Genomic DNA, 22,873 nt, shown 5'->3' with positions numbered 1-22,873 from the left:
ATAAATTTAAATCTTATTTGAATTATTTGGGGGTGGGGGGCGGGGGGGGCGCCGCCCCCCGGCGCGCCCCCCCCCCCCCTAATATTGTACAGGGGGCCGCGGCCCGGCGGGGGGGGGGGGCCGGGGGGCACCGCGCCCGCCCCCCCCCCCCCCCCCCCACTACCGATTTCGAACCCTACGGATATTCAGACACATGCTTGAACAGACGCTCGATCACCTGCAGGCCCTGGTGTCCTTCGACACCCGCAACCCGCCGCGTGCGATCACCACCGGTGGCATCTTCGATTACCTGCGCGCGAACCTGCCCGGCTTCAACGTCGAGGTGATCGACCATGGCGCGGGTGCGGTCAGCCTGTACGCCGTGCGTGGGACGCCGAAGTACCTGTTCAACGTGCATCTGGATACCGTACCGGACTCGCCGCACTGGAGTGCCGATCCGCATGTGATGCGCCGCCTGGACGACCGTGTGGTCGGCCTGGGCGTGTGTGACATCAAGGGCGCCGCCGCTGCGCTGGTGGCGGCGGCCAACGCCAGTGATGGCGATGCCGCCTTCCTGTTCTCCAGCGACGAAGAAGCCAACGACCCGCGCTGCATCGCCGCGTTCCTGGCCCGTGGCCTGCCGTATGAAGCCGTACTCGTGGCCGAACCGACCATGAGCGAAGCGGTGCTGGCGCATCGTGGCATCAGCTCGGTGCTGATGCAGTTCGCCGGCCGTGCCGGCCATGCGTCGGGCAAGCAGGATGCGGCTGCCAGCGCATTGCACCAGGCCATGCGCTGGGGCAATCGCGCGCTGGATCATGTGGAATCGCTGGCCTCGGCGCGCTTCGGTGGACTGACCGGCCTGCGCTTCAACATCGGTCGCGTCGAAGGCGGTATCAAGGCCAACATGATCGCACCGGCTGCTGAGGTGCGCTTCGGGTTCCGCCCGCTGCCGTCGATGGACATCGATGGCCTGCTGGCGACCTTCGCCGGTTTCGCCGAGCCGGAAGCCGCCGTGTTCACCGAGACGTTCCGTGGTCCCAGCCTGCCCGCCGGTGACATCGCCGAGGCCGAGAACCGCCGCCTGCTGGCGCGCGACGTGGCCGATGCGCTGGAGCTGCCGATCGGCAATGCCGTGGATTTCTGGACCGAGGCGTCGCTGTTCTCGGCCGCTGGCTACACCACACTGGTATTCGGCCCGGGTGACATCGCCCAGGCACACACCGCCGATGAGTTCGTGACGCTGGACCAATTGCAGCGCTATACCCACGCCGTGCACCGGATCATCGCCGCCGGCGCCTGATCGACCCTACAACGCCGCCATGCCCCGGGCATGGCGGAACTGCAACGCGGCGACCGCCGCCTGTGACGAAACCGAAATGTCTCCTGCCCTCCAGCCCCACCGCCAGACCCGCCAGACCATCGTGCGCCTGCTTTCCAGCATGGCCAGCGCGAAGGAGATCACCCAGTACCTCAAGCGTTTCTCGCAGCTGGACGCCAAGCGCTTCGCCGTGGTCAAGGTCGGCGGCGCGGTGCTGCGCGACGATCTCGACGCGCTGACCTCTTCGCTGTCGTTCCTGCAGGAAGTCGGGCTGACCCCGATCGTGCTGCACGGCGCCGGCCCGCAGCTGGATGCCGAGCTGTCGGCGGCCGGCATCGAGAAGCAGACCGTGAACGGCCTGCGCGTGACTTCGCCGGAAGCACTGGCGATCGTGCGCCGGGTGTTCCAGCAGTCCAACCTGCGCCTGGTCGAGGCGCTGCAGCAGAACGGCGCACGTGCCACCTCGATTACCGGTGGCGTGTTCGAGGCCGAGTACCTGGACGTGGACACCTACGGCCTCGTCGGCGAGGTGAAGAAGGTCAACCTGGCACCGATCGAGGCCAGCCTGCGTGCCGGTTCGATCCCGGTCATCACCAGCCTGGGTGAAACCGCCGGTGGCCAGATCCTCAACGTCAACGCCGACTTCGCCGCCAACGAGCTGGTGCAGGAACTGCAGCCGTACAAGATCATCTTCCTGACCGGCACCGGTGGCCTGCTGGACGAGGCGGGCAACGTGATCGATTCGATCAACCTGTCCACCGAGTACGACCACCTCATCGCGCAGCCGTGGATCCACGGCGGCATGAAGGTGAAGATCGAACAGATCAAGGACCTGCTCGACCGCCTGCCGCTGGAGTCGTCGGTGTCGATCACTCGCCCGGCCGACCTGGCCAAGGAACTGTTCACCCACAAGGGCTCGGGCACGCTGGTGCGCAAGGGTGAGAAAGTGCTGCGCGCCACCGCCTGGAGCGAGCTCGACCTGCCACGGCTGAAGGGCCTGATCGAATCCAGCTTCGGCCGCACCCTGGTGCCGGACTACTTCGAAAAGACCAGGCTGCTGCGTGCCTATGTCAGCGAGAACTACCGCACCGCGGTGATCCTCACCGACGAGGCCGAAGGCGTGTACCTGGACAAGTTCGCCGTGCTCGACGATGCGCAGGGCGAAGGCCTGGGCCGCGCGGTCTGGAACGTGATGCTGGAGGAGACCCCGCAGCTGTTCTGGCGCTCGCGCCACGGCAACCCGATCAACCACTTCTACTACGCCGAGTCCGATGGCTGCTACAAGCAGGACCATTGGAAAGTGTTCTGGTTCGGTGCCGATGGCATCGACCGCATCAAGACCTATGTCGACCACTGCGCCCAACGCGCGCCGAGCCTGCTGGGGTGAGCGATGAGTCCTCCTGACGTGTGGAACACGGTGCCTACCCTGCGCGGCCAGCAGGTGGCGCTGCAGCCGCTTCAGCTTGAGCATGTCCCGGGCCTGCGCGCTGCCCTCGAAGGCAGCGGCCTGGACCAGCTCTGGTACACCCAGGTGCCGTCACCGCAGCAGGTCGAGCACTATGTGCAGGCCGCGCTGCAGGCGCACGCCGAAGGCAAGGTGCTGCCGTTCGTGATCCGCGACGCCGCCGGTGACATCATCGGCAGCACGCGCTTCTACGACATGGATGCCAGCGTGCCCAAGCTCAGCCTCGGCTACACCTGGTACACGCCGCGCGTGCAGCGCACCGGCGCCAACACCGAGGCCAAGCTGTTGCTGCTGCAGCACGCCTTCGAGGCCATGGGCTGCATCAGTGTGGTGCTGGAAACCAGCTGGTTCAACGTCACCTCGCGCACCGCCATCGCCCGCCTCGGCGCCAAGCAGGATGGCGTGCTGCGCAACCACAAGCGGCACGCCGACGGCACGCCGCGCGACACCGTCATCTTCTCCATCATCGATGCGGAATGGCAGGGCGTGAAGCGCCACCTGCAGTACCGCCTGGACAGTCACGCATGAACGATTCGACTTTTACCCTGGGCATCGTCGGTGCCCGCGGCCATACCGGCGCCGAGCTGATCAAGCTGGTGGCCGCCCACCCGCGGCTGAAGCTGGCTTTCGTCTCCTCGCGCGAGCGCGCCGGGCAGCGCCTGTCCGACCACCACCCGGAATTCCAGGGCGAGCTGCAGTACGAAAACCTGGACGCCGATGCGGTGGCGGCCAAGGGCGTGGACGCGGTGATCCTGGCCCTGCCCAACGGCCTGGCCGCGCCGTTCGTGGCCGCGCTTGAAACCGCGAAGCCGGACACCGTCATCGTCGACCTCTCGGCCGACTACCGTTTCGACAACAGCTGGTACTACGGCCTGCCGGAGCTGACCCGCGGCCGGTACAACGGCCAGAAGCACATCAGCAACCCGGGCTGCTATGCCACCGCGATGCAGCTGGCGGTGCATCCGCTGCTGGACCTGCTGGCGGGTCCGCCGCAGTGCTTCGGTGTCTCCGGCTACTCCGGTGCCGGTACTACGCCGTCGGACAAGAACAACGTCGAACTGCTGGCCGACAACCTGATGCCTTACGCGCTGACCAACCACGTGCACGAGCGCGAGGTGTCCGTACAGCTGGGCGTGGCGGTCGAGTTCATGCCGCACGTCGCGCCGCACTTCCGTGGCATCACGCTGACCGCCAACCTGTGGCTGAACCGCGTACAGACCCGCGAGCAGATCGTCGAGCGCTTCCAGCAGGCCTATGCCGTTGAACCCTTGATCGAGGTGGTGGACGAAGCGCCGTGGGTCAGCCGCATCGCCGGCCGCCACGGTGCCCAGGTCGGTGGCTTCACGCTCGCGCCGGGCGGCAAGCGCGTGGTCGTGGTGGCGACGCTGGACAACCTGCTGAAGGGCGCGGCCACCCAGGCCATGCAGAACCTCAACCTCGCGCTGGGCATCGACGAACTGACGTCGATCCCGCACTGAACACGCCTTCCGGAGCCCCCATGGCAGACCTTCTTTGGCAGAAGCCCGGCGTCGCTGTCGACGCCCAGATCCAGTCCTTCCTCGCCGGCGACGACGTGATCCTCGACCGCGAGTTCTTCCTGCATGACATCGCTGCCAGCGCCGCGCATGCGCAGGGCCTGCAGCACATCGGCATCCTCAGTGCCGATGAGCTTGCCGGACTTCTGCGCGAACTGGAGATCCTGGCGCAGGACTTCCGCGAAGGCCGCTTCGTGCTGGATACGCAGTACGAGGATGGCCACTCGGCGATCGAAGCGCGCCTGACCGAACGCCTTGGTGATGCGGGTCGCAAGATCCACACCGGCCGCAGCCGCAACGACCAGATCCTGGTCGCCACGCGCCTGTGGCTGAAGGAGAAGCTGCAGCGCGTTGCCCAGCTCAGCACCGAAGTGGCAAAGGTCGCGCTGGACCGCGCGCAGGCCGAGAAGGACCTGCCGATTCCCGGTTATACCCACATCCAGCGTGCCGTGGTGTCCTCGGCGGGCATGTGGTGGGCGGGCTGGGCCGAGGCCTTCATCGACAATGCCATTCGTGCCCGCGACACCCATGCGCTGGTCGACGCCAATCCGCTCGGCACGGCTGCCGGCTACGGTGTGAACCTGCCGCTGGACCGCGAGCACACCACCGCCGCGCTGGGCTTCGCGCGCATGCAGGTCTCGCCGATCTACGCGCAGCTGTCGCGTGGCAAGTTCGAGCTGGCTGCACTGGAAGCGCTCGGTGGCGCCACGCTGGACCTGCGCCGCATTGCGTGGGACCTGTCACTGTTCACCAGCGCCGAGTTCGGCTTCGTCGCGCTGCCGGCGCAGTACACCACCGGCAGTTCGATCATGCCCAACAAGCGCAATCCGGATGTGATCGAGCTGATGCGCGCCACCCACGCCAGCGTCGCCGCTGCACGCACCGAGATCGAGCAGCTGCTGTCGCTGCCGTCCGGCTACCATCGCGACCTGCAGTCGTCCAAGGGTGCCATCTTCCACGGCTTCGGCCGTGGCCTGGCCGCGCTGGAGCTGCTGCCGGCGCTGCTGGCCAACCTGGAATGGCGCGACGACAGGCTGCGTGCGGCGATCGATTCGGGCATGTATGCCACCGACGTGGCGGTGGAAGCGGCCGTGGCCGGTGTGCCGTTCCGCGAGGCCTACAAGGCGGCTGCGGCCGGTGCCGACAGCGCAGGGCAGGGACGCACGCCGGAAGGCAGCCTGGCCGCGCGTGTATCGCCGGGCTCGGCCGCTGACCTGCGCCTGGACGAACTGCGCGCGCGCTGGCAGGCGCTGTCCTGATGGCGGGCACGGTCTACCTGGTGTTGGCCATGCGCCGGTCGGACTTCAACGATGCAGCGGTGCAGCCGCATCGCGATTTCCTCGATGCGTTGCAGGCGCAGGGCAAGCTGCAGCTGACCGGTGGCTTCGCCGATGGCAGCGGTGGCGCCTACGTGCTGTGCAACGTGGACAGCCTGGCGCAGGCGCAGGCCATCGTCGCCACCGATCCGCTGGTGACGATGCAGGCCTCCGACCTGACCGTGCACGAATGGAACACCCGCTGAGAGCCTGACCGATGATCCAGCACGCTGCCCATGTCGCCTCGCCGTTCCCCGAACAAGCGCTGCCGCCGTGGCGGCGTGCGGTGCTCAAGGTTGGCAGCAGTCTGCTGGCAGCCGATGGCGGCGGCCTGTCGCCACGCCACGCGCTGGGCCTGGCGCAGTTCGTCTCAGCCAATGTCCTGGCCGGGCGCGAGGTGGTGATCGTGTCTTCCGGCGCGGTCGCTGCCGGGCGCGCAATCCTGCCTCGGGCCGATGAGCCTGGCGCGGCGATGGCGGCGAGGCAGGCCCTGGCCGCCCTCGGCCAGGCACAGCTGATCGGGCTCTGGCAGCGCTTCTTCGAGCGCCCGGTGGCGCAGGTGCTGCTGACCCACGACGACCTGCGCAACCGCCGCCGCTACCTCAATGCACGCGCCACGTTGAGTGAACTGTTGCGCCTGGGCGCATTGCCGGTGGTCAACGAGAACGACACCGTGTCGGTGGATGAGCTCAAGCTCGGCGACAACGACAACCTGGCTGCCACCGTGGCGGCGCTGGTCGACGCCGATGCGCTGTTCATCGCCACCGACATCGATGGCCTGTACAGCGCCGACCCGCGCACCGTGGCCGATGCGCGGCCGTTGCACGACGTGCCGGAGCTGGGTGACGAGGTGCTGGCGATGGCGGGCGGCGCCGGCTCGCGCGCCGGTACCGGCGGCATGCGCACCAAGCTGGAGGCGGCGGCGAAGGCCGGGCGCCTGGGCATCGAAACCTATCTGTTCAATGGCCGCAGCGGTGACGTGGTGCGCGCGCTGGCGCAGGACCGCCTGTTCGGCACCCGCATCCATGCCGCACGCAGCCGCGAGGCCGCCCGCAAGCACTGGCTGCGGCATGCACCGCTGGCCGAGGGCGTGATCGTCATCGATGCCGGTGCGGCACAGGCGATGCGCGAGAAGGGCGCCTCGCTGCTGCCCGGTGGCATCACCGGTGCAGAGGGCGTGTTCCGCCGCGGCGATATGGTACAGGTGTGCTGGAACGCGCCGCAGGGCCGTGTCTGCGTGGCCCGTGGCGTCAGCCAGTATGCTGCCGACGACGTACGCCGGATTGCCGGCCACCATTCGCGCGACATCCAGGCCGTGCTCGGCTACAACTACGGCGGCAGCGTCGTCCATCGCGACGACCTGGTGCTGCCATGACCGGATTGAAGGACACACCGATGAGCGAGATCGAAGCGCAGGCGCGTGCCTGCCGTGATGCGGCGCAGATCGTTGCCGGCCTGGACAGTGCGGCACGACGCACGCTGCTGCTGGCGATGGCGCAGGCGCTGGAAGTGAATGCAGGGTTGATCCTGGCCGGCAATGCACGTGACCTCGCCGCCGCGCGCGAGAAGGGCGTGGGCAGCGCCATGCTCGATCGTCTGGCACTGGACCCGCCGCGCCTGTTCGCGATGGCCGAAGCCGTGCGCGAAGTGGCTGGATTGCCAGATCCTGTCGGCGAGGTCACCCGCGATGACGTGCGCCCGAACGGCATCCGCGTGCAGAAGGTGCGCGTGCCGCTGGGCGTGATCGCGATGATCTACGAGGCGCGCCCGAACGTGACCGCCGAAGCCGCGGCGCTGTGCCTGAAGGCGGGTAACGGCGTGATCCTGCGCGGTGGTTCCGAGGCAATTCACTCCAACACCGCGATCGCGCAGGCACTCGCCGGTGCGTTGAAGGCCAACGGGGTACCGCCGGCCGCCGTGACCGTGCTGACTGACCTGCGCCGCGAGGCGATGCTGGAACTGCTGCAGCTGCATGAGCTGATCGACCTGGCGATTCCGCGCGGTGGCGAAGGCCTGATCCGTTTCGTTGCCGAGCATGCGCGGGTGCCGGTGATCAAGCACTATAAGGGTGTCTGTCATCTGTTCGTGGATGCCAGCGCCGACCTGGGCAAGGCCATCGACCTGCTGGTGGATGGCAAGTGCAGCCGGCCAGCCGCCTGCAATTCGCTGGAGACACTGCTGGTACACCGTGACGTAGCCGATTCCTTCCTGCCGCGCGTGGCGCAGGCGCTCGGCCAGCGTGGCGTGCAGCTGCGCGCCGATGCGCAGTCGCAGCCGCTGCTGCCGGGCAGCACGGCGGCGACCGAGGAGGACTACGCCGCCGAGTTCCTCGACCTTGTGCTGGCCGTGCGCGTGGTGGACGACCTCGATGCGGCCATCGCGCACATCCGCCGCTATACCTCCGATCACACCGAAGTGATCGCGACCGCAGACGCCGGCCATGCCGAGCGTTTCGTTACTGCGCTGCGCTCGGCGGTGGTGATGGTCAATGCCTCATCGCGCTTCTCCGATGGTGGCCAGCTGGGCCTGGGCAGCGAAATCGGCATTTCCACCACGCGCCTGCATGCCTATGGCCCGATGGGTCTGGAAGCGCTCACTGTCGAACGTTTCGTGGTGCGTGGCGAAGGGCAGACGCGCACATAAGTGGATCCACGCCATGCGTGGATGTTCTTCGCGGCAGACCCCGGTGCCGACCAAGGCCGGCATCCACCGGGCTGTCGGGCTACACCACCTCGCGGCGGATGCCGACCGGGCGTGCGTGATCATCCATGTGCAGCGTGGCGGCCTTGCAGCTCATCAGGCGTTCGGCCAGGCCGGTGCTGGCACCCAGATCGGCGGCTACTTCGTTGAGGCTGGCCAGTGGCCGCGGCAGGCGGCGCTCGCGGCCACGGAAGCGGGCACGGTTGTACTCGGCCCAACCGATCAGCAGCACGCTGGCGCACAACAGCATCAGCGGCAATGCCACCAGCACGTAGGGATCGAACTGGCTTTGCCGTTCGTACAACTGCTGCCAGGCCAGCTGGCCGCCAACCAACCACGAGAACAGTGTCACCAGGGGCGCCCACAGGTAGAAGTAGAAGCCCCAGAACGCCAGGGTGACGAATCCCCAGGCGGTGCGCTGGAAGCGCGGCTGGCGGTGTGGCTTGCGGATCATCCGTGAGTCGAAGCGGTTGGAGGGGCGTTGCGCGTTCATCGGATCCCCCGGTCAGGGCTGGTCCAGGTGGCGCGCTTGCTGCGACGGCGCAGCAGTGTCTTCGGCAGCGCCACCAGGGTGGTGGAAAGGCTGATCAGCCAGTACGCCATCGGGTACCAGATGACCCAGAAATAGTTGCGTCCAATCTGTGTTTCGTAACGCCGGTCGATGATCAGGCTGCTGGCGAACTGCAGCAGGCAGACCAGCGCCAGGATCACGCCATGCCACTGCGGCAGCAGGCTGGCGATATGCAGCTGCGGCGGCAGCTCGATGAACTTGCCCAGTGCCCACAGCAGCACGATGAACAACATGGTGTAGGCCCAGATCACGCTCAGCACGTATTCCAGCAGCACGCCCCACATGCGTCGCTCTTTCCAGTGCAGCAGCGAGCGCGCGTGACGCAGCATCACCTCCACGCCGCCCTGGGCCCAGCGCAGGCGCTGCCGCCACAGGCCCTTGAGGGTCTCCGGCATCAGGATGAAGCACAGCGCATTGGGTTCGTAGCGGATGTCCCAGTGCGCGCGCTGCAGGCGCCAGCTGATGTCGATGTCCTCGGTCACCATGTCATCCGACCACCAGCCCACCTGGTGCAGGGCGGTACGGCGGAAGCCGGCGATCACCCCGGAGATGGTGAAGATGCGCCCGTATACGCGCTGCGCGCGCTTGATCATGCCGATGATCGAGGAAAACTCGGCCACCTGCAGGCGCCCGAGCAGGGTGGAGCGGTTGCGGATGCGCGGGTTGCCGGTGACCGCACCGACCCGGTTGCCGCTGACCAGGTGCCAGACCATCCAGTGCAGCGCATGTTCCTCCAGCATTGCATCGCCGTCGATGCACACCAGGTACTCCGAGCGAGCGGCCAGTGCACCCATGCGCAGCGCATTGGCCTTGCCCAGGTTACGGTCCAGGTGCAATACGCGCAGCCGCGGGTGCCTTGCCGCCAGCACATCCAGCCGCGCGCCGGTGTCATCGCTGCTGCCATCATCGATGGCGATCACTTCGTAGTCGGCGGGGTAACGCTGGGCCAGCGCCGCAGTGAGCGTGTCATCCAGGTTCTCAGCCTCGTTGTGGCAAGGCACCAGCAGGCTCGCGAAGGGCGGATCGACCATCAATGGAGGGTCGTTGCGCGGCCGCGAGTGGCGTTCGCGCCGGTAGTAGTAGTAGAGGCCGCCGGACATCCAGAAGAACGCCATCACCATCGGGTAGTAGAAGGCGAACTGGAACAGGACCTGCAGCAGCGGATGCATGTCCATGTCACTTCTCCGGGTACGGGAAGGTGCCGGCGGACATCGCCGCGCGGGCATCGCGGGTGGAGGGCTGGTCGGCGATGAAATCGTCCGGGTACCAGGCGAAGTGGTGCACGCCCTGCGCCTGCAACTGGCGGATCTGTGCGCGCAGGCGCTCGGCGGGAATCGGTTGCCCGTTGCGCCAATCGACGGTCTGCAGCTCGAACAGGGTGTGCTGCAGCTGCGGGTCGTGTGCGCGTACTGCGGCCAGCAGCTGGTCCAGCCAGCGCTCGGGGTGCTGGCTGCCTTCCATCCACGGCATCGCCATCAGCGCGGTCTGGTCATAGGCCTTGTTGAACAGGTCCAGGCGCTGCGCGAACCAGGCCTCGCTCTGCGGGCGGAGCACCGGCTCAGCGTACAGGTTGCGCACGGTGGCCAGTTTCGGGCGCCAGCGTTGCGCGCTGTCGCGCAGCGCCAGGGTGAAGCTGATCAGCGCCTGCGTGCGCGCGCTGCCATCGCCGCCGGCTGCCAGTGTCGGCAGCTCGGTGTCGCGCAGGTAGCCGTCGTCATGGAACAGCAGGCCTTCAAAGTAGGAATTGACCGCCAGGTCCTCGTAGATGTCGAGCATGATCTGGCGGGCCTTCGGGTTGGTGAAGTCCAACCGGTACATGCCATCGGGATCGCCGTTGCGGATCGCCAGCGCCTTGCGCTGCGCCAGGTCGGGCAGCTCGAAGCCAAGCACCGGCAGCCATGCGTAGACCTTCACGCCGGCGCGGGATTTCAGTTGCCAGGCAACGCGGCTGAACAGGTCCGCCCGCATCGGCATGTGACGGTTGGGGAAGTACAGCGCATCGGCAGTGTTGTTGCCGTCCGGATCGGCGAATGCCTGCAGGTAGACGTGCGTCGGCGCGATGCGCTTGACCCGTTCGACCAGCGCATCGAGGTTGCGTGCCTGCTGCGTCGGGTCTGCGTCGTAGACATCATCCAGGTCGATCTGCAGGGCACGGATGCCATCGAGCGCGACATCGCGGCGCAGCTCGTAGGCCAGCCCTTCCACGGTCGGGTTGTCGCTGACCAGGAAGCGCGCCAGACCATGCAGGTCGCTGGCCACCGGCGTGCTGCGGCCCTCCAGATCGAAGGACACCGGCATGCCCAGCTGTTCGGCGATGTCGTTGCTCAACTGGTTGTAGGCGGCGTATGGCCAGACGATGGCGCGCGGGCGCACGCCCAGGTGCTGCTTGATGCGCTGCACGCTGCGCGAGAGATCGGCGCGCAGGCGCTGCTCATACTGCGTTTCAGTCTCGTACCTGTGCGTGGCCGGGCTGTAGATGCGGGTGACCACGGCGGGCGTTGAATTGCCCTGTGGATTGGCGAGCACGCCGTGGTGCAGGTCGTCGGTGTGGCTGGCCACTTCGATCAGGCCGCTGTCGTGCATCTGCTTCAGCTGCGCCCAGGTGACGAAGTCATCGCGGCCGAACGGCCGGTAGCCGTAGTCGATGGTGCGGCCCGGAGCCATGTCCACGTAGTCGGTGATCACCGCCACCAGCGCCGGGTAGCGGTAGGCCTGCAGCAATGGGAAGGCCTTGTCGTAGACGCTGCGCAGGCCGTCATCGAAGGTCAGCAGCACAGGCTTGGGCGGCAGCGTGGCCCGCCCCTGCGAGGCATCGATCACCTGCGACAGCGAGACCGGGTGATAGCCATGCGCGCCCAGCCAGTCCAGGTGCGCGGCAAAGTTCTGCGTGCTCACCGCATAGGTACCGGCATCGCCCTTGGCCGCGACCTGGTCGCGGATGTCGTGGTAGCTGAGGATCAGCAGGCCATTGTCGATTGCATCGAGATGCGTGGCCTGCTGCGCGAAGGCCGGTGGCGTGATGGCCAGCAGCAGGAGCACGATCAGTCGCAGGAAGCAGGCCATGTCAGTCTCCCCAGCGCAGTGCGGCTTCGAAGCCGATATGACGCTCGCGGTGGCCGTCGTAGACCGGCCGCGACCAGCGCACGCCGTACTCGAACACGCGGCCCGGGCCCAGCTGCCATTCGTGCATGTACGACACCGACGGCACCAGCGCACTGCCGAAGCCGTCCTGCCAGTAGTCGCCCAGCGAGACCGTCAGCCGGTGGCGGAAGTGGCGTTCGTAGTGCCGCCACAGCTGCTGGTCGATGCGCAGTCCGATCTCGACCATGCGGTCGCGCTTCGGGTTGAAGTAGGGCGCATCGTCGCGGCTGCCGCGACTGGTGTAGGCACTGGCGAGGCCATCGATCAGCCAGCGCGGGCGGGTCAGCAGGCGCTGTTCAAGGCGGGTGCTGAACAGTTCGCGGTGGTTGCCATCGCCATAGCGGAAGCGGCTGGCGCCGAACGTCCAGTGGGTGAGCTCGCTGCGCCGGTAGTCCACCTGTGCGCTCACGCTGTCGGCGGTGATGCCGGCCGCGCGCGCCTGCATCGAGGCTTCTGGATCATTGCGCGCGGCCACCAGGCCGGCGTGCCAGTAATCGTTGAACTGCCAGCCGACGCCGGCCCGCAGGCCGGTATCGCCGATGTGGTCGTTGGCGCGCAGGACGGCCGCTTCCGCATCCAGCTGCCCGAAGCGGTAGCGCACGCCCGCACCCAGCCACAGGGGATCGATGCGCTGGTCCTGGAAATCGGTCGAGCGCCGGTCGGCCAGGGCGAACAACCGCCAGCGGTCATCAAGGATCGGTGTCTCCACTTCCACACCGTAGTGGCGATCGTTGTTGCCCAGTGGCGAGGTGCCACCGCCACCGGAGCTGCGGCCGATGTCGGTCCATGCCTTCAGCTGCCAGCCGCGATGCGCACGCCAGGCCTGGTCCATGCGTTCGACGGCCGGTTGGGTGGGATAGCGTGCGACCAGGTCATCGTGCAGCGGCCGCGCCAGGTCGTCGCGCTGCAGGGCGACGTAGGCCTCTTCCATGCCCAGCCGCGGTTCGATGTCACGCGGGTCCAGCGCGTGTGCCATCTGCTGTCGCTGCAGTGCCCTGCGTGGCCAGCCGCGCATCATGTAGACGCTGCCCAGCGCACTCTGCAGGCCTCCGTTGCCGGCTGCGATGTCCACCATCGACTCCAGATCGTGCTGCGCAGTGACCAGGTCGCCGCTGTAAGCGCGCACCATTGCCAGGTTGAGATCGGCCTCGTAGCGTGACCAGTTCACGTACGGTGATTTGCCATTGCTCCAGCGCCACGCCGGCTCCTTGTCGCGCCATGCCTGCAGCAGGTCGATCGCCTTTTCCTGCTGCTCGCTTTCCAGGTAGGCGTAGGCCAGTTCCGAATGCGAGGCGTCGCGCGCCGGATCGCCAGCGACGGCCGCCTGCAGTACCGGAATGGCTTCTTCCGGGTGCAGGGTGCCCATCAACGAATCGCCCACGGCAGGCAGCACGTAGTCGGGCAGGGTGTGGCCTTCGGCCTGCAGGGCTCGTGCTTCCTCACGCACCTGTACATGGCGGCCCAGCCGGTTGAGCAGGATCAGCCGGTCCATGCGGATGCGCAGTGGCGCCTGCGAGGGTGGGGTGCCTTCGCCGCCAACGTAGCGCTGCATGCGCGCCAGGGTCGACTCGGCTTCTTCCAGGCGGCTGTCCTCGCTGCTGCTGTAGGCCAGGCTCCAGACCACGAGTTTGGCCAGGTAGTCGCCTTCCAGGCGCTGCTTCTGGGCGTCGTCGAACAGCTGCGGCCGCTGCTGGTACAGCTCCCAGGCGCGCCAGGCATTGCAGATGTCGCCCAGGGTCAGCACGCGCAGCTTGAACAGCAGATCGTCGTTGGGCTGCTGCTGGCTGGCGCGCTCGATTGCGCCGAGCGCATCCAGCCAACGGGCCTGGTCGCGGTAGCGGCCGATCTCGGCCAGGGCCGCGTCGCGGTCGGTCGGAGCCGCGCCGCTGGCCCAGGCCAGAGCGGTGCATGCGAGGCCGACGCAGAGCGCCAGCCGGCGGTGGACGACCATTGGGCACCCCCTTGGCTTCCGAACCAGACAACCTGTGAAAATGTGACGCAAATCACATGCCAGTATTTGGCGTGGCCGTGGCCTGCGTCACTCCCTTCGTGCATTCCCGCCCATTGAAGACGGATACAACCCGGACAGCGACCTGCAATGTCTTGTCTGAAACGAGAGTCCCCCGCACACCGAGTGGTGGCCTGGGCGGCGCCGCCGCCCCCATGCCCGATGCCGGCACGCGGCAAGGAAGGGCATTCGTGGGCACTATCCGCCCGCAATTGTCAGTCCGGCGTCAAGATTGCCCGGTGTCTGACGAGCGGTAGGCGGGGCCGTCTGGCGGCCCCGGCCGGGCTACCAGAGATCTTCCAGCTTGCGGGGCTTGCAGGCGACCCACGAAGCGCACAGCATCAGGGTGGCGCAGCCGAACAGGAAGCTGAACGGGAGCGTCCAGCCATTGCTGACGGTATGCAGCCAGCCGACCAGGAACGGGCCCAGGCAGCTGAAGCTGTAGCCCACGCCCTGCATGAAGCCCGACAGCGCGGCCGAGCCGGCCGGGGTGCGGGTGCGCAGGTTGATCAGGGTCAGCGCCAGCGGGAAGGTGGACGGGCCGACGCCGAGCAGGCAGGCCCACAGCAGGGGCGCCTTCATCGGCGCCAGCAGCAGCCCGGTGAAGGCGATCACGAACGAGAAGAAGCCGATCAGCACCAGCGGGAACGGGTTCTGCATGCGTACCGCCATCGACGGAATGACCAGTGACGGCAGCAGGCCCAGTGCCGAGAACACGGCCACCATCACGCCGCCGAACGCGGGCGCGCCACCGGCCTCGACCACGATGCGCGGCAGCCAGGTGAACATCGAATAGGTCATCAGCGAGGTCATGCCGAACATCAGCGTCATGCTCCAGCCCAGCGACGTGCGCCAGACCTTGCCGTGCGGCTGCGCGGTGGGATCGGCGGCGTCGGCCAGCGGCTTCGGTGCGCGCCTGGCCAGCAGCAGCCACGGCAGCGCGGCGGCCAGTGCAAGCAGCGCCCACATGCCCAGCGACACGCGCCAGCCAGCAGCGTTGGCCACCGGTACTGCCAGTAGCGCCGGCAGCATCGTGCCCAGCTGCAGCACGCTGATGTAGAGCGTGCTCATGGTGCCGACCTTGTTGGCGAAGTAACGCTTCACCAGCGGCGGCACCACCACGTTGCCGATGCCCATGCCGGCCAGCGCGATTACCGAGCCCAGCAGCAGCGTGCCGACGTTGCCGGCGCTGGAGCGCAGCAGCAGGCCGGCCATCGCCATCGCCATCGCCAGCAGTGTGGTGCGTTCCAGGCCCAGGCGCCGCGCCAGTGCCGGCGTGGCCACGCCGAACAGCGCGAACGAGGCGGTCGGCAGCATGCCCAGCACGCCGGTCATGGTGGTGCCGAAGCCGAACTGCTGGCCGAGCACGTCCAGCAGCGGGGTGATCGAGGTGACCGCAGTGCGCAGGTTGACTGCTGCCAGCAGGATCGCGGCAAACGCGAGGACGCGACCGTGCAGCAGCGACGGCGAATCGGAAGTGGAGGAACTCATCGATGGTCCTTGCAGGTGTCGCACGCCGCAGCAACGGCATGCAGCGCCGGCATCGGTCTACGCCGAAGCGGCAGGTGGGGGTGGGGGCTGCAGGTGGGCCGGCAGCGCGGCCATTGTACGTGTGCGCTCCGGCAAGGTCCCGTCATGCGGGCGGCCTGGCGCGGGGTACAAAAAAACCCGGAGGACAGTGATGTCTTCCAGGCTTCTTGGTGACCACCGAAGTGGTCGGGGAGACAGGATTCGAACCTGCGACCTCTACGTCCCGAACGTAGCGCTCTACCAGACTGAGCTACACCCCGAAGGGAGCCGCCTATTCTAGCGATTCACCCCGATGGCGGCAAGGGGTGAATGCTGTTTTCTTCACACCGCCGAAGCAGTGCCACCTCAGGGAACAAAAAAGCCTGGATGACTTCACCAGGCTTCAATGCGACCACGTGAGTGGTCGGGGAGACAGGATTCGAACCTGCGACCTCTACGTCCCGAACGTAGCGCTCTACCAGACTGAGCTACACCCCGAAGGAGCCGCCTAAGATACCGTGTGAAGGCCAGGGCGGCAAGGCTTTTTTACAGCTCAGCGACGATTTCCGTTCTCGATGCGGTTCTGCTCGCGGGCTTCGAACCACATGCCGTTGAGGATGGCCACCGTCGAGGCGAGGCCGGCACCGAGAATCCAGGCGAAGTACCACATAGTCAATCTCCATTGTTCAAGGGTGTGCCGACCGTCGGCCGGCACACCGGCAATCAGTAGGCGTTCGGGTTGTTGCCCATCTCTTCGGTGGTGGTCTTGCCCTTCAGCACACGGTACACCCAGGTGGTGTAGGCGAGGATGATCGGCAGGAACACCGCCGTGGCCAGCAGCATGATCCACAGGGTCAGGTGGCTGGACGAGGCATCCCACACGGTCAGGCTGGAGGTGGGCTGGCTCGAGGACGGCAGCAGGAACGGGAAGATGGCGAAGCCGACGGTCAGGATGATGCCGGCGATAGCCGCACCGGAGGCGATGAAGGCCAGGCCACCACGACGGGCACGCAGCAGCACCGCACTGGCCAGCAGGCCCGCCAGGCCGAGCAGCGGGGCCAGGATCGTGGCCGGCATCGCGCTGTAGTTGCGCATCCAGCCACCGGCGGCGCCGAGTTCGGCGGTCTTCAGCAGCGGATTGGTGGCGCCATCGGTAACCACCTGCGAGGTGATCTGGTAACCCGGCAGGCCGAAGGCCACCCAGGCGCCACCCACTGCGAACAGCACGAAGGCGATGATTGCCGCGATGCTGCCGAAGCGGGCAGCACGCTCGGCCACCGGGCCGTCGGTCTTGATCACCAGCATGGCCGCACCGTGGGCGACCAGCATCGACACGCTGAGCAGGCCGGCCAGCAGCGCGAAGGGCATCAGCAGGCCGAAGAACGAGCCGGTGTAGAAGATGCGCATGCTGTCATCGAAATGGAACGGAACGCCCAACAACACGTTGCCCACGGCCACGCCCATGATCAGTGCGGGAATGAAGCCACCGATGAACAGCGCCCAGTCCCAGGTGTTGCGCCAGCGTTCGCTGGGCATCTTGCTGCGGAACTTGAAGCCGACCGGACGCAGGATCAGGGCGAACAGGATCACGAACATCGCCAGGTAGAAGCCAGAGAAGCTGACCGCATACAGCGGCGGCCAGGCGGCAAAGATCGCGCCACCGCCCAGGATCAGCCACACCTGGTTGCCTTCCCAGACCGGGCCGATGGTGTTGATCACCCGGCGGCGTTCGGCATCAGTGCGGGCGACGAAGGGCAGCAGGGTGCCCACGCCCAGGTCGAAACCATCCATCACGGCGAAACCGATCAGCAGGATGCCGAGCAGCAGCCACCAGATCACGCGCAGCGTGGTGTAGTCCAGAAGAATGAAATCCATCTTGGTTCTCCTGCCTCAGGCCTGGCCGGCGGCGGGCGCCGAGGCATTGTGGGAAGCATGCGGCTGGGGCGACTGCAGCGAAGGCAGCAACTCGTCCGGACCCTTGCGGATCGCCTTGAGCATCAGCTTGATCTCGACCACGATCAGCGCGGTGTAGATCGCGGTGAAGCCGGCCAGGGTCAGCACGATTTCATGCAGGGCCAGGCCCGATGCCGCATAGAAGGTCGGCAGCACGCCATCGACCGCCCACGGCTGGCGACCATACTCGGCCACGAACCAGCCGCACTCGATCGCGATCCACGGTGCCGGCAGCGTCCACAGGGCCAGCTTGAGGAACCAGCGCTTGTCCTGGAAGTTGTTGCGGCACGAGTAGTAGAAGGCCAGCGCGAAGAAGGCGATCAGGTAGAAGCCCAGGCCGGCCATCACGCGGAAGGTCCAGAACAGCGGCATCACGCGCGGCACGGTATCCATCGCCGCCTGCGAGATCTCCTGCGGGGTGGCGTTGAGGATGTCATCGCGGTAGCGCTTGAGCAGCAGGCCGTGGCCCAGGTCCTGCCAGTGGCGGTCGAACATCTCGCGTGCTTCCACGTCGTTCTTGTTCGCACGCAGGCGTTCCAGCGCGCCGTAGGCGAGCTGGCCGCCGCGCACGCGGTGTTCGGCGCGCTCGACCAGTTCCAGGATGCCTGGAATCGGCTGGTTCAACGAACGGGTGGCGATCAGGCCCATCAGGTAGGGGATCTTCACCGCATAGTCGTTCTGGTGGGTGTCCTGGTTCGGGATGCCGAAGGCGGTGAAGTCGGCCGGCGCACGCTCGGTCTCCCACATCGCTTCGATCGCGGCCAGCTTCATCTTCTGGTGTTCACTGGCGGCGTAACCGCTCTCGTCACCCAGCACCACCACCGACAGCGATGACAGCAGGCCGAACGCTGCGGCCACCGCGAACGAACGACGGGCCAGGTCCTTGTGCTTGTTGCGCAGCAGGAACAGGGCACTGATCGCCATCACGAACACCGCACCGGTCACGTAGCCGGCGCTGACGGTGTGCACGAACTTGGCCTGCGCCACCGGGTTGAACACCACCGCCATGAAGTCGACCACTTCCATGCGCATGGTTTCCGGGTTGAACACCGCACCGGTCGGGTTCTGCATCCAGCCATTGGCCACCAGGATCCAGATCGCCGACAGGTTGGTGCCCAACGCCATCAGCCAGGTCACCATCAGGTGCTTGACCTTGGTCAGGCGATTCCAGCCGAAGAAGAACAGGCCGACGAAGGTGGCTTCCAGGAAGAACGCCATCAGGCCTTCGATCGCCAGCGGCGCACCGAAGATGTCACCGACGTAGTGGCTGTAGTAGGACCAGTTCATGCCGAACTGGAATTCCATGACGATGCCGGTGGCGACGCCCATGGCGAAGTTGATGCCGAACAGGACACCCCAGAACAGGGTCATCCTGCGCCAGATCTCCTTGCCGGTCATCACGTACACGCTCTCCATGATGGCCACCATGAAGGACAGGCCGAGGGTGAGCGGTACGAATAGGAAGTGGTACATCGCGGTCAGCGCGAATTGCAGCCGCGACAGTTCTACGACTGTCTGATCAATCATGGCCTGGCTACCTCGTGGGATAGTGCCGTTGCAGGTGGCGGGAAGGGTGGTCTACGACGTGAATGATGTGACCGACTACTTCAAACAGCCTTGATCCAGATCAATGTATGAACAGGTGCCCCGGTTGATCGTATGCCAACCCGATGAAGACTGCGACCGCTGGCCGCAGAGGCCGGCCATTGCCTGCGCCTACAATGCCGTGTCTCCCCCGTCGCCCGTGAAGACCCTTGAGCGCTGCCGAAACAACCCCCGACGCCCTGTCCCAGGACGCCGAAACGACCCGCCAGCGGCGCGCCCGCAGCGCGTGGCTGGCCGATCTGGCGCGGCCTGCTCGAGGCCGCCAGCGGCTGGCGGCACTGTGCATCAGCCTGTCCGGTGCCCTGTTGATCGGCCAGGCGGCCGCCATCGCCTGGCTGGTGCAGCAGGTGCTGGTAGAGCGCGCGCCGCTGGCCTCGGGGTTGCCGGTGCTGGGCGGTCTGGCGGCGATCCTGGTGGCGCGCACGCTGCTGGGCAGCGCCACCCAGGCCGCCGCCGGTGATGTGGCCGATGCCGCGCGGTTGGCCCTGCGTGAACGCGTGTTCGGACGCCTGCTTGGCCTGGGGCCGCTGTGGCTGCGCCAGCGCCGCACCGGCGAACTGGGCGAACTGATGCTGCATCACGCTGATGCGATCGAGAGCTATTACAGCGGTTTCCTGCCGGTACGCACCGAAGTAGTGGTGGTGCCGCTGCTGATCCTGGCCGCCGTAGCCTGGGTCGACTGGGTGGTGGCGCTGATCCTGCTGTTCACTGCACCGTTGGTACCGTTCTTCATGATGCTGGTGGGCTGGGGGGCCGAAGCGGCCGGCCGCGCGCAGCTGGGTGAGCTGGCGCGGATGAGCGGCCATTTCGCCGACCGCATCAAGGGCCTGGGCCTGCTGCGCCTGTATGGCCGCGGCGAGGCTGAGCTGGAGGGGATCGAGGCGGCTGCCGAAGGCGTGCGCGTGCGCACCCTGAAGGTTCTGCGCATCGCTTTCCTGTCGTCCACGGTGCTGGAGTTCTTCGCCTCGGTCAGCGTGGCGATGGTCGCCCTGTACCTCGGGCTGAGCTATCTGGGCATGATGTCGCTGCATGCAACGGTACCGACGCTGGGGGCGGGCCTGTTCTGCCTGCTGCTGGCGCCGGAATTCTATGCGCCGCTGCGACGGCTGGCCGCCCACTACCACGACCGTGCCAATGCGCTGGCTGCCGCTGCCGAGGTGGAGCGCCTGCTGCAGTCGCTGCCCGATGAGCAGGGCCTGATCGAGAACGAAGCTGCGCCGCTGGCGGTGGAGCCGGCCGAGGCCGCGCTGCCGCCGCTGCGGGCACAGGGTCTGGTGCTGCGTCCGCTGGGCGCGCCGCACGATGTGCTGCAGGATCTGGACGTGCTGCTGGAACCGGGCCAGCGCCTGGCCCTGGTCGGTCCCAGTGGGTCCGGCAAGAGTACGTTGCTGGAGGCGCTGGCCGGTTGGCTGCCGCCGCGTGCCGGCAAGCTGCAGGTGCGTCCCGGTGTGCAGGTGGCCTATGCCAGCCAGCGTCCGTACCTGTTCCACGGCAGCATCGCCGACAACCTGCGCCTGGCCGATCCCGGCGCCAGCGATGCGCGCCTGCGCGCGGTGGCCGAGGCGTCGCAGGTACTGCAGTTTGCGCAGCGCCTGCCGCAGGGGCTGGATACGGTGATCGGCGAACGTGGCTTCGGCCTGTCCGGTGGTGAGGCGCGTCGCATCGGCCTGGCCCGCCTTCTGCTGCGTGATCCGCAGGTGCTGCTGCTGGACGAACCCACCGCGTTCCTGGATGCCGATACCGAAGCGGCATTGCTGCGCAGCCTGGCCGCATATGCACGTGGCCGCAGCGTGGTGGTCGCCACCCACAGCCCGGCGGTGATCGCCTGGGCCGATCGTTGCCTGCTGCTGCCGGAAGGCCGCCTGGTAGAACCGGCACAGGCGGTGCGCGCATGAGCCGTTCACCTGATTCGCTGCGCGCGGTGTTCCTGCGTCATCGTCCACGCCTGTTGCTGACGATCCTGTTGTTGTGGACCACGATGCTGGCCGGCACTGCATTGCTGGGCCTGTCCGGTGGTTTCCTCACCGCGGCCGCGCTGGCCGGTGCCGCAGGCCTGGGGCAGGGATTCAATTTCTTCTCGCCGTCTGCGGGTATCCGTGGCTTGACCATGGCGCGCATCGTGTCGCGCTACTTCGAAAAGCTGGTGGGCCACGATGCCACCCTGCGCATCGCCCGCGATCTGCGCGTCTGGTTCTTCCGCCGCGCGCTGCCACTGGCGCCGGCACGGCTGGGGGCTACGCGTACCGGCGAGTTGCTGGCGCGACTGCTGGGCGACATCGGCGAAGTGGATGGCCTGCTGGTACGTGCGATCGGGCCGCTGGTGGCGCTGGGTGCGCTGTCGGTGGTGGCGGTTGCATCGGCGGCGCTGATCCTGCCGTCGGCGGCAGTCCTGCTGGCGGTGCTGGCGCTGCTGATCGCCTTCGGTGTGCCGTGGCTGGGCGTGCGTGGCCACGATGATGAAGAAGCCGACCGCGCCGCACATCGCGCCGCATTGCGCACCGCGGCCTTTGAGGGGTTGGAGGGGGCGGGAGATCTGGCCGCGCTGCATGCCGATGCCGCGTGGCAGCTGAAGGTGCGCGTGGCAGCCAAGCAGTTGGCCTCGCGTGACCGCCGCCGTCGCTGGCGCCTGATCGCAGCCTCGACCCTGCACGGCCTGGTGGCCGGGCTGGGCCTGGTGGCGATGCTGGCGTTGGCCCTGCACGCCGCCGAACAGCAGCGCATCGCGCCGGAGATGGCGGCGGGCCTCGTGTTCCTGACCGTGGCGTTGATCGAACTGTGGGCCGGCATGGGCCTGGCCTGGCAGTCGCTGCAGTCCGGGCGCATTGCCGCAGATCGCCTGCAGGCGATCGTCGAGCAACCGCCGACGGTGGACGATCCGCAAGTGCCACAGCCGGTGCCGCAAGCCGCGCGCGTGCATTGGGACGATGTGCATTTCCAGTGGCCGGGCGCGGCGCGGCCGGTGCTGTCCGGCCTCCAGCTGACCCTGGCGCCAAGCGAACGCATCGCCATCCGCGGCGACAGCGGCAGTGGCAAGACCACGCTGTCCAGCCTGCTGCTGCGGCTGTGGGATCCGCAGCAGGGGCGAATCACCTATGGTGGCCGCGATCTGCGCGACGTCGCCCAGGCTGAGTGGCACCAGCAACTGGCGTGGCTGCCACAGAACGCACCGGTGTTTGCCGGCAGCGTGGCAGAAAACCTGCGGCTGGGCGATCCCGATGCCAGCGACGCCGCCTTGTGGGCGGTCCTCCGTCGCGTGCGCCTGGGCGACTGGGCCGAGCGCAACGGTGGCCTGCAGGCCTGGGTGGGCGAGAACGGCGCGACGATGTCGGCCGGCCAAGCGCGACGGCTGGCGCTGGCGCGGGCGCTGCTGCGCAACGCGCCGATCCTGCTGCTGGACGAACCAACCGAAGGGTTGGACGTGGATACCGCACGTGCGCTGCTGCACGATCTCTCCGGGTTGCTGGACGGGCGCAGCCTGTTGATGATCACCCACGACGACCTGCCCGAAGGCGTGGTCGATGCGCAGTACCGGTTGCGTGATGGGGTGTTGATTCGCGAATCGTGACGATGGTCCGGTAGTGGGGGGGGGGGGGGCGGGGGTGGCGGGGGGGGGGGGGGGGGGGGGCGGGGGGGGGGCGCCCAGGCGCGGGGTTTTTGGCACAAAATCTCCCGAACACCACCGTCGCCCCGCCCCTTCGGCCCCCCCCCCACCCCCACAACAACACGTCAAGATTAAAAAATATATCAGGTGGCGCCCTACATTCTGTTTT

At 67.3% G+C, this 22,873-nt stretch carries 18 protein-coding genes and 2 tRNA genes; 10 read left to right on the top strand and 10 right to left on the bottom strand.

What is annotated here, in order from left to right; translation table 11 throughout:
• Positions 1-193 precede the first annotated feature (193 nt).
• From WDC87_RS15685 to WDC87_RS15650, 8 genes are all read left to right on the top strand, one after another.
• Positions 194-1,282 carry an acetylornithine deacetylase gene (locus WDC87_RS15685; protein WP_049412643.1) on the top strand — a complete coding sequence of 363 codons (1,089 nt, stop codon included), beginning with the start codon at positions 194-196 and terminating at the stop codon, positions 1,280-1,282.
• 76 nt (positions 1,283-1,358) lie between these two features.
• Positions 1,359-2,687 (top strand): acetylglutamate kinase, encoded by a 1,329-nt coding sequence (locus tag WDC87_RS15680; RefSeq protein WP_252745294.1) that lies wholly within the window; start codon positions 1,359-1,361, stop codon positions 2,685-2,687.
• Positions 2,688-2,690: 3 nt separating this feature from the next.
• The gene (locus WDC87_RS15675) at positions 2,691-3,293 is read left to right on the top strand and encodes a GNAT family protein (protein WP_252745295.1); all 603 of its coding nucleotides are present in this window, start codon (positions 2,691-2,693) and stop codon (positions 3,291-3,293) included.
• A complete protein-coding gene (argC, locus tag WDC87_RS15670) occupies positions 3,290-4,243 on the top strand; it encodes an N-acetyl-gamma-glutamyl-phosphate reductase (RefSeq protein WP_072168393.1) in 954 nt (317 codons plus the stop codon). The genes WDC87_RS15675 and argC overlap by 4 nt, the downstream gene beginning before the upstream one ends.
• A gap of 20 nt (positions 4,244-4,263) precedes the next feature.
• Positions 4,264-5,559, top strand: a complete 1,296-nt coding sequence (gene argH / locus WDC87_RS15665; protein ID WP_072168392.1) for an argininosuccinate lyase — start codon at positions 4,264-4,266, stop codon at positions 5,557-5,559.
• Complete coding sequence (locus WDC87_RS15660; protein ID WP_072168391.1) at positions 5,559-5,822, top strand: YciI family protein; 264 nt, start codon at positions 5,559-5,561, stop codon at positions 5,820-5,822. Before argH ends, WDC87_RS15660 begins: the two co-directional genes overlap by 1 nt.
• A gap of 11 nt (positions 5,823-5,833) precedes the next feature.
• A complete protein-coding gene (proB, locus tag WDC87_RS15655) occupies positions 5,834-6,991 on the top strand; it encodes a glutamate 5-kinase (RefSeq protein WP_088497652.1) in 1,158 nt (385 codons plus the stop codon).
• Complete coding sequence (locus WDC87_RS15650) at positions 6,988-8,259, top strand: glutamate-5-semialdehyde dehydrogenase (protein WP_072168389.1); 1,272 nt, start codon at positions 6,988-6,990, stop codon at positions 8,257-8,259. Before proB ends, WDC87_RS15650 begins: the two co-directional genes overlap by 4 nt.
• 79 nt (positions 8,260-8,338) lie before the next feature.
• Here WDC87_RS15650 and pgaD read toward each other — a convergent pair whose 3' ends face one another.
• From pgaD to WDC87_RS15600, 10 genes are all read right to left on the bottom strand, one after another.
• A complete protein-coding gene (gene pgaD / locus WDC87_RS15645; RefSeq protein ID WP_072168388.1) occupies positions 8,339-8,809 on the bottom strand; it encodes a poly-beta-1,6-N-acetyl-D-glucosamine biosynthesis protein PgaD in 471 nt (156 codons plus the stop codon).
• The gene (pgaC, locus tag WDC87_RS15640) at positions 8,806-10,062 is read right to left on the bottom strand and encodes a poly-beta-1,6-N-acetyl-D-glucosamine synthase (protein WP_061478032.1); all 1,257 of its coding nucleotides are present in this window, start codon (positions 10,060-10,062) and stop codon (positions 8,806-8,808) included. Before pgaC ends, pgaD begins: the two co-directional genes overlap by 4 nt.
• A 1-nt stretch (position 10,063) precedes the next feature.
• Positions 10,064-11,950: a poly-beta-1,6-N-acetyl-D-glucosamine N-deacetylase PgaB gene (gene pgaB / locus WDC87_RS15635; protein ID WP_252745296.1), complete on the bottom strand. Its 1,887-nt coding sequence runs from the start codon at positions 11,948-11,950 to the stop codon at positions 10,064-10,066.
• A 1-nt stretch (position 11,951) separates the two neighbouring features.
• Positions 11,952-13,979, bottom strand: coding sequence for a poly-beta-1,6 N-acetyl-D-glucosamine export porin PgaA (pgaA, locus tag WDC87_RS15630; RefSeq protein ID WP_252745297.1), 2,028 nt, complete (start codon positions 13,977-13,979; stop codon positions 11,952-11,954).
• A gap of 342 nt (positions 13,980-14,321) precedes the next feature.
• Positions 14,322-15,527, bottom strand: a complete 1,206-nt coding sequence (locus WDC87_RS15625; RefSeq protein WP_252745298.1) for an MFS transporter — start codon at positions 15,525-15,527, stop codon at positions 14,322-14,324.
• A gap of 222 nt (positions 15,528-15,749) precedes the next feature.
• Positions 15,750-15,826: transfer RNA gene (locus WDC87_RS15620), tRNA-Pro, on the bottom strand.
• A gap of 140 nt (positions 15,827-15,966) precedes the next feature.
• Positions 15,967-16,043, bottom strand: a tRNA-Pro gene (locus WDC87_RS15615).
• Between the two features lie 55 nt (positions 16,044-16,098).
• Entirely contained in the window at positions 16,099-16,215 is a 117-nt protein-coding gene (gene cydX, locus WDC87_RS15610; RefSeq protein WP_072168384.1) for a cytochrome bd-I oxidase subunit CydX, read from the bottom strand.
• 53 nt (positions 16,216-16,268) lie between these two features.
• Positions 16,269-17,420, bottom strand: a complete 1,152-nt coding sequence (gene cydB / locus WDC87_RS15605; protein WP_053501030.1) for a cytochrome d ubiquinol oxidase subunit II — start codon at positions 17,418-17,420, stop codon at positions 16,269-16,271.
• Positions 17,421-17,435: 15 nt separating this feature from the next.
• Positions 17,436-19,025 (bottom strand): cytochrome ubiquinol oxidase subunit I, encoded by a 1,590-nt coding sequence (locus WDC87_RS15600; protein WP_053501033.1) that lies wholly within the window; start codon positions 19,023-19,025, stop codon positions 17,436-17,438.
• Between the two features lie 227 nt (positions 19,026-19,252).
• On the opposite strand from WDC87_RS15600, the gene cydD reads away from it, so the two are divergent.
• Positions 19,253-20,998 carry a thiol reductant ABC exporter subunit CydD gene (cydD, locus tag WDC87_RS15595; protein ID WP_252745300.1) on the top strand — a complete coding sequence of 582 codons (1,746 nt, stop codon included), beginning with the start codon at positions 19,253-19,255 and terminating at the stop codon, positions 20,996-20,998.
• Positions 20,995-22,668, top strand: coding sequence for a thiol reductant ABC exporter subunit CydC (gene cydC / locus WDC87_RS15590; protein WP_252745301.1), 1,674 nt, complete (start codon positions 20,995-20,997; stop codon positions 22,666-22,668). Before cydD ends, cydC begins: the two co-directional genes overlap by 4 nt.
• Positions 22,669-22,873 lie beyond the last annotated feature (205 nt).

This window comes from Stenotrophomonas maltophilia group sp. Smal12 (assembly GCF_037079935.1).
In the GTDB taxonomy this organism is placed as follows: Bacteria; Pseudomonadota; Gammaproteobacteria; order Xanthomonadales; family Xanthomonadaceae; genus Stenotrophomonas; species Stenotrophomonas sepilia.
Note: the sequence above shows the minus strand (reverse complement) of the source record. Positions and strands in the feature narration are given on the sequence as shown.

Excerpts from the sequence above, each read along its gene's own strand:
- proB (WP_088497652.1), top strand. The coding sequence starts at position 5,834 with ATGATCCAGCACGCTGCCCATGTCGCCTCGCCGTTCCCCGAACAAGCG.
- cydC (WP_252745301.1), top strand. The coding sequence starts at position 20,995 with ATGAGCCGTTCACCTGATTCGCTGCGCGCGGTGTTCCTGCGTCATCGT.
- WDC87_RS15650 (WP_072168389.1), top strand. The coding sequence starts at position 6,988 with ATGACCGGATTGAAGGACACACCGATGAGCGAGATCGAAGCGCAGGCG.
- WDC87_RS15685 (WP_049412643.1), top strand. The coding sequence starts at position 194 with ATGCTTGAACAGACGCTCGATCACCTGCAGGCCCTGGTGTCCTTCGAC.
- argC (WP_072168393.1), top strand. The coding sequence starts at position 3,290 with ATGAACGATTCGACTTTTACCCTGGGCATCGTCGGTGCCCGCGGCCAT.
- cydX (WP_072168384.1), bottom strand. The coding sequence starts at position 16,215 with ATGTGGTACTTCGCCTGGATTCTCGGTGCCGGCCTCGCCTCGACGGTG.
- pgaA (WP_252745297.1), bottom strand. The coding sequence starts at position 13,979 with ATGGTCGTCCACCGCCGGCTGGCGCTCTGCGTCGGCCTCGCATGCACC.
- pgaB (WP_252745296.1), bottom strand. The coding sequence starts at position 11,950 with ATGGCCTGCTTCCTGCGACTGATCGTGCTCCTGCTGCTGGCCATCACG.
- WDC87_RS15600 (WP_053501033.1), bottom strand. The coding sequence starts at position 19,025 with ATGATTGATCAGACAGTCGTAGAACTGTCGCGGCTGCAATTCGCGCTG.
- WDC87_RS15675 (WP_252745295.1), top strand. The coding sequence starts at position 2,691 with ATGAGTCCTCCTGACGTGTGGAACACGGTGCCTACCCTGCGCGGCCAG.
- cydB (WP_053501030.1), bottom strand. The coding sequence starts at position 17,420 with ATGGATTTCATTCTTCTGGACTACACCACGCTGCGCGTGATCTGGTGG.
- WDC87_RS15625 (WP_252745298.1), bottom strand. The coding sequence starts at position 15,527 with ATGAGTTCCTCCACTTCCGATTCGCCGTCGCTGCTGCACGGTCGCGTC.
- WDC87_RS15660 (WP_072168391.1), top strand. The coding sequence starts at position 5,559 with ATGGCGGGCACGGTCTACCTGGTGTTGGCCATGCGCCGGTCGGACTTC.
- pgaD (WP_072168388.1), bottom strand. The coding sequence starts at position 8,809 with ATGAACGCGCAACGCCCCTCCAACCGCTTCGACTCACGGATGATCCGC.
- WDC87_RS15680 (WP_252745294.1), top strand. The coding sequence starts at position 1,359 with ATGTCTCCTGCCCTCCAGCCCCACCGCCAGACCCGCCAGACCATCGTG.
- pgaC (WP_061478032.1), bottom strand. The coding sequence starts at position 10,062 with ATGGACATGCATCCGCTGCTGCAGGTCCTGTTCCAGTTCGCCTTCTAC.
- argH (WP_072168392.1), top strand. The coding sequence starts at position 4,264 with ATGGCAGACCTTCTTTGGCAGAAGCCCGGCGTCGCTGTCGACGCCCAG.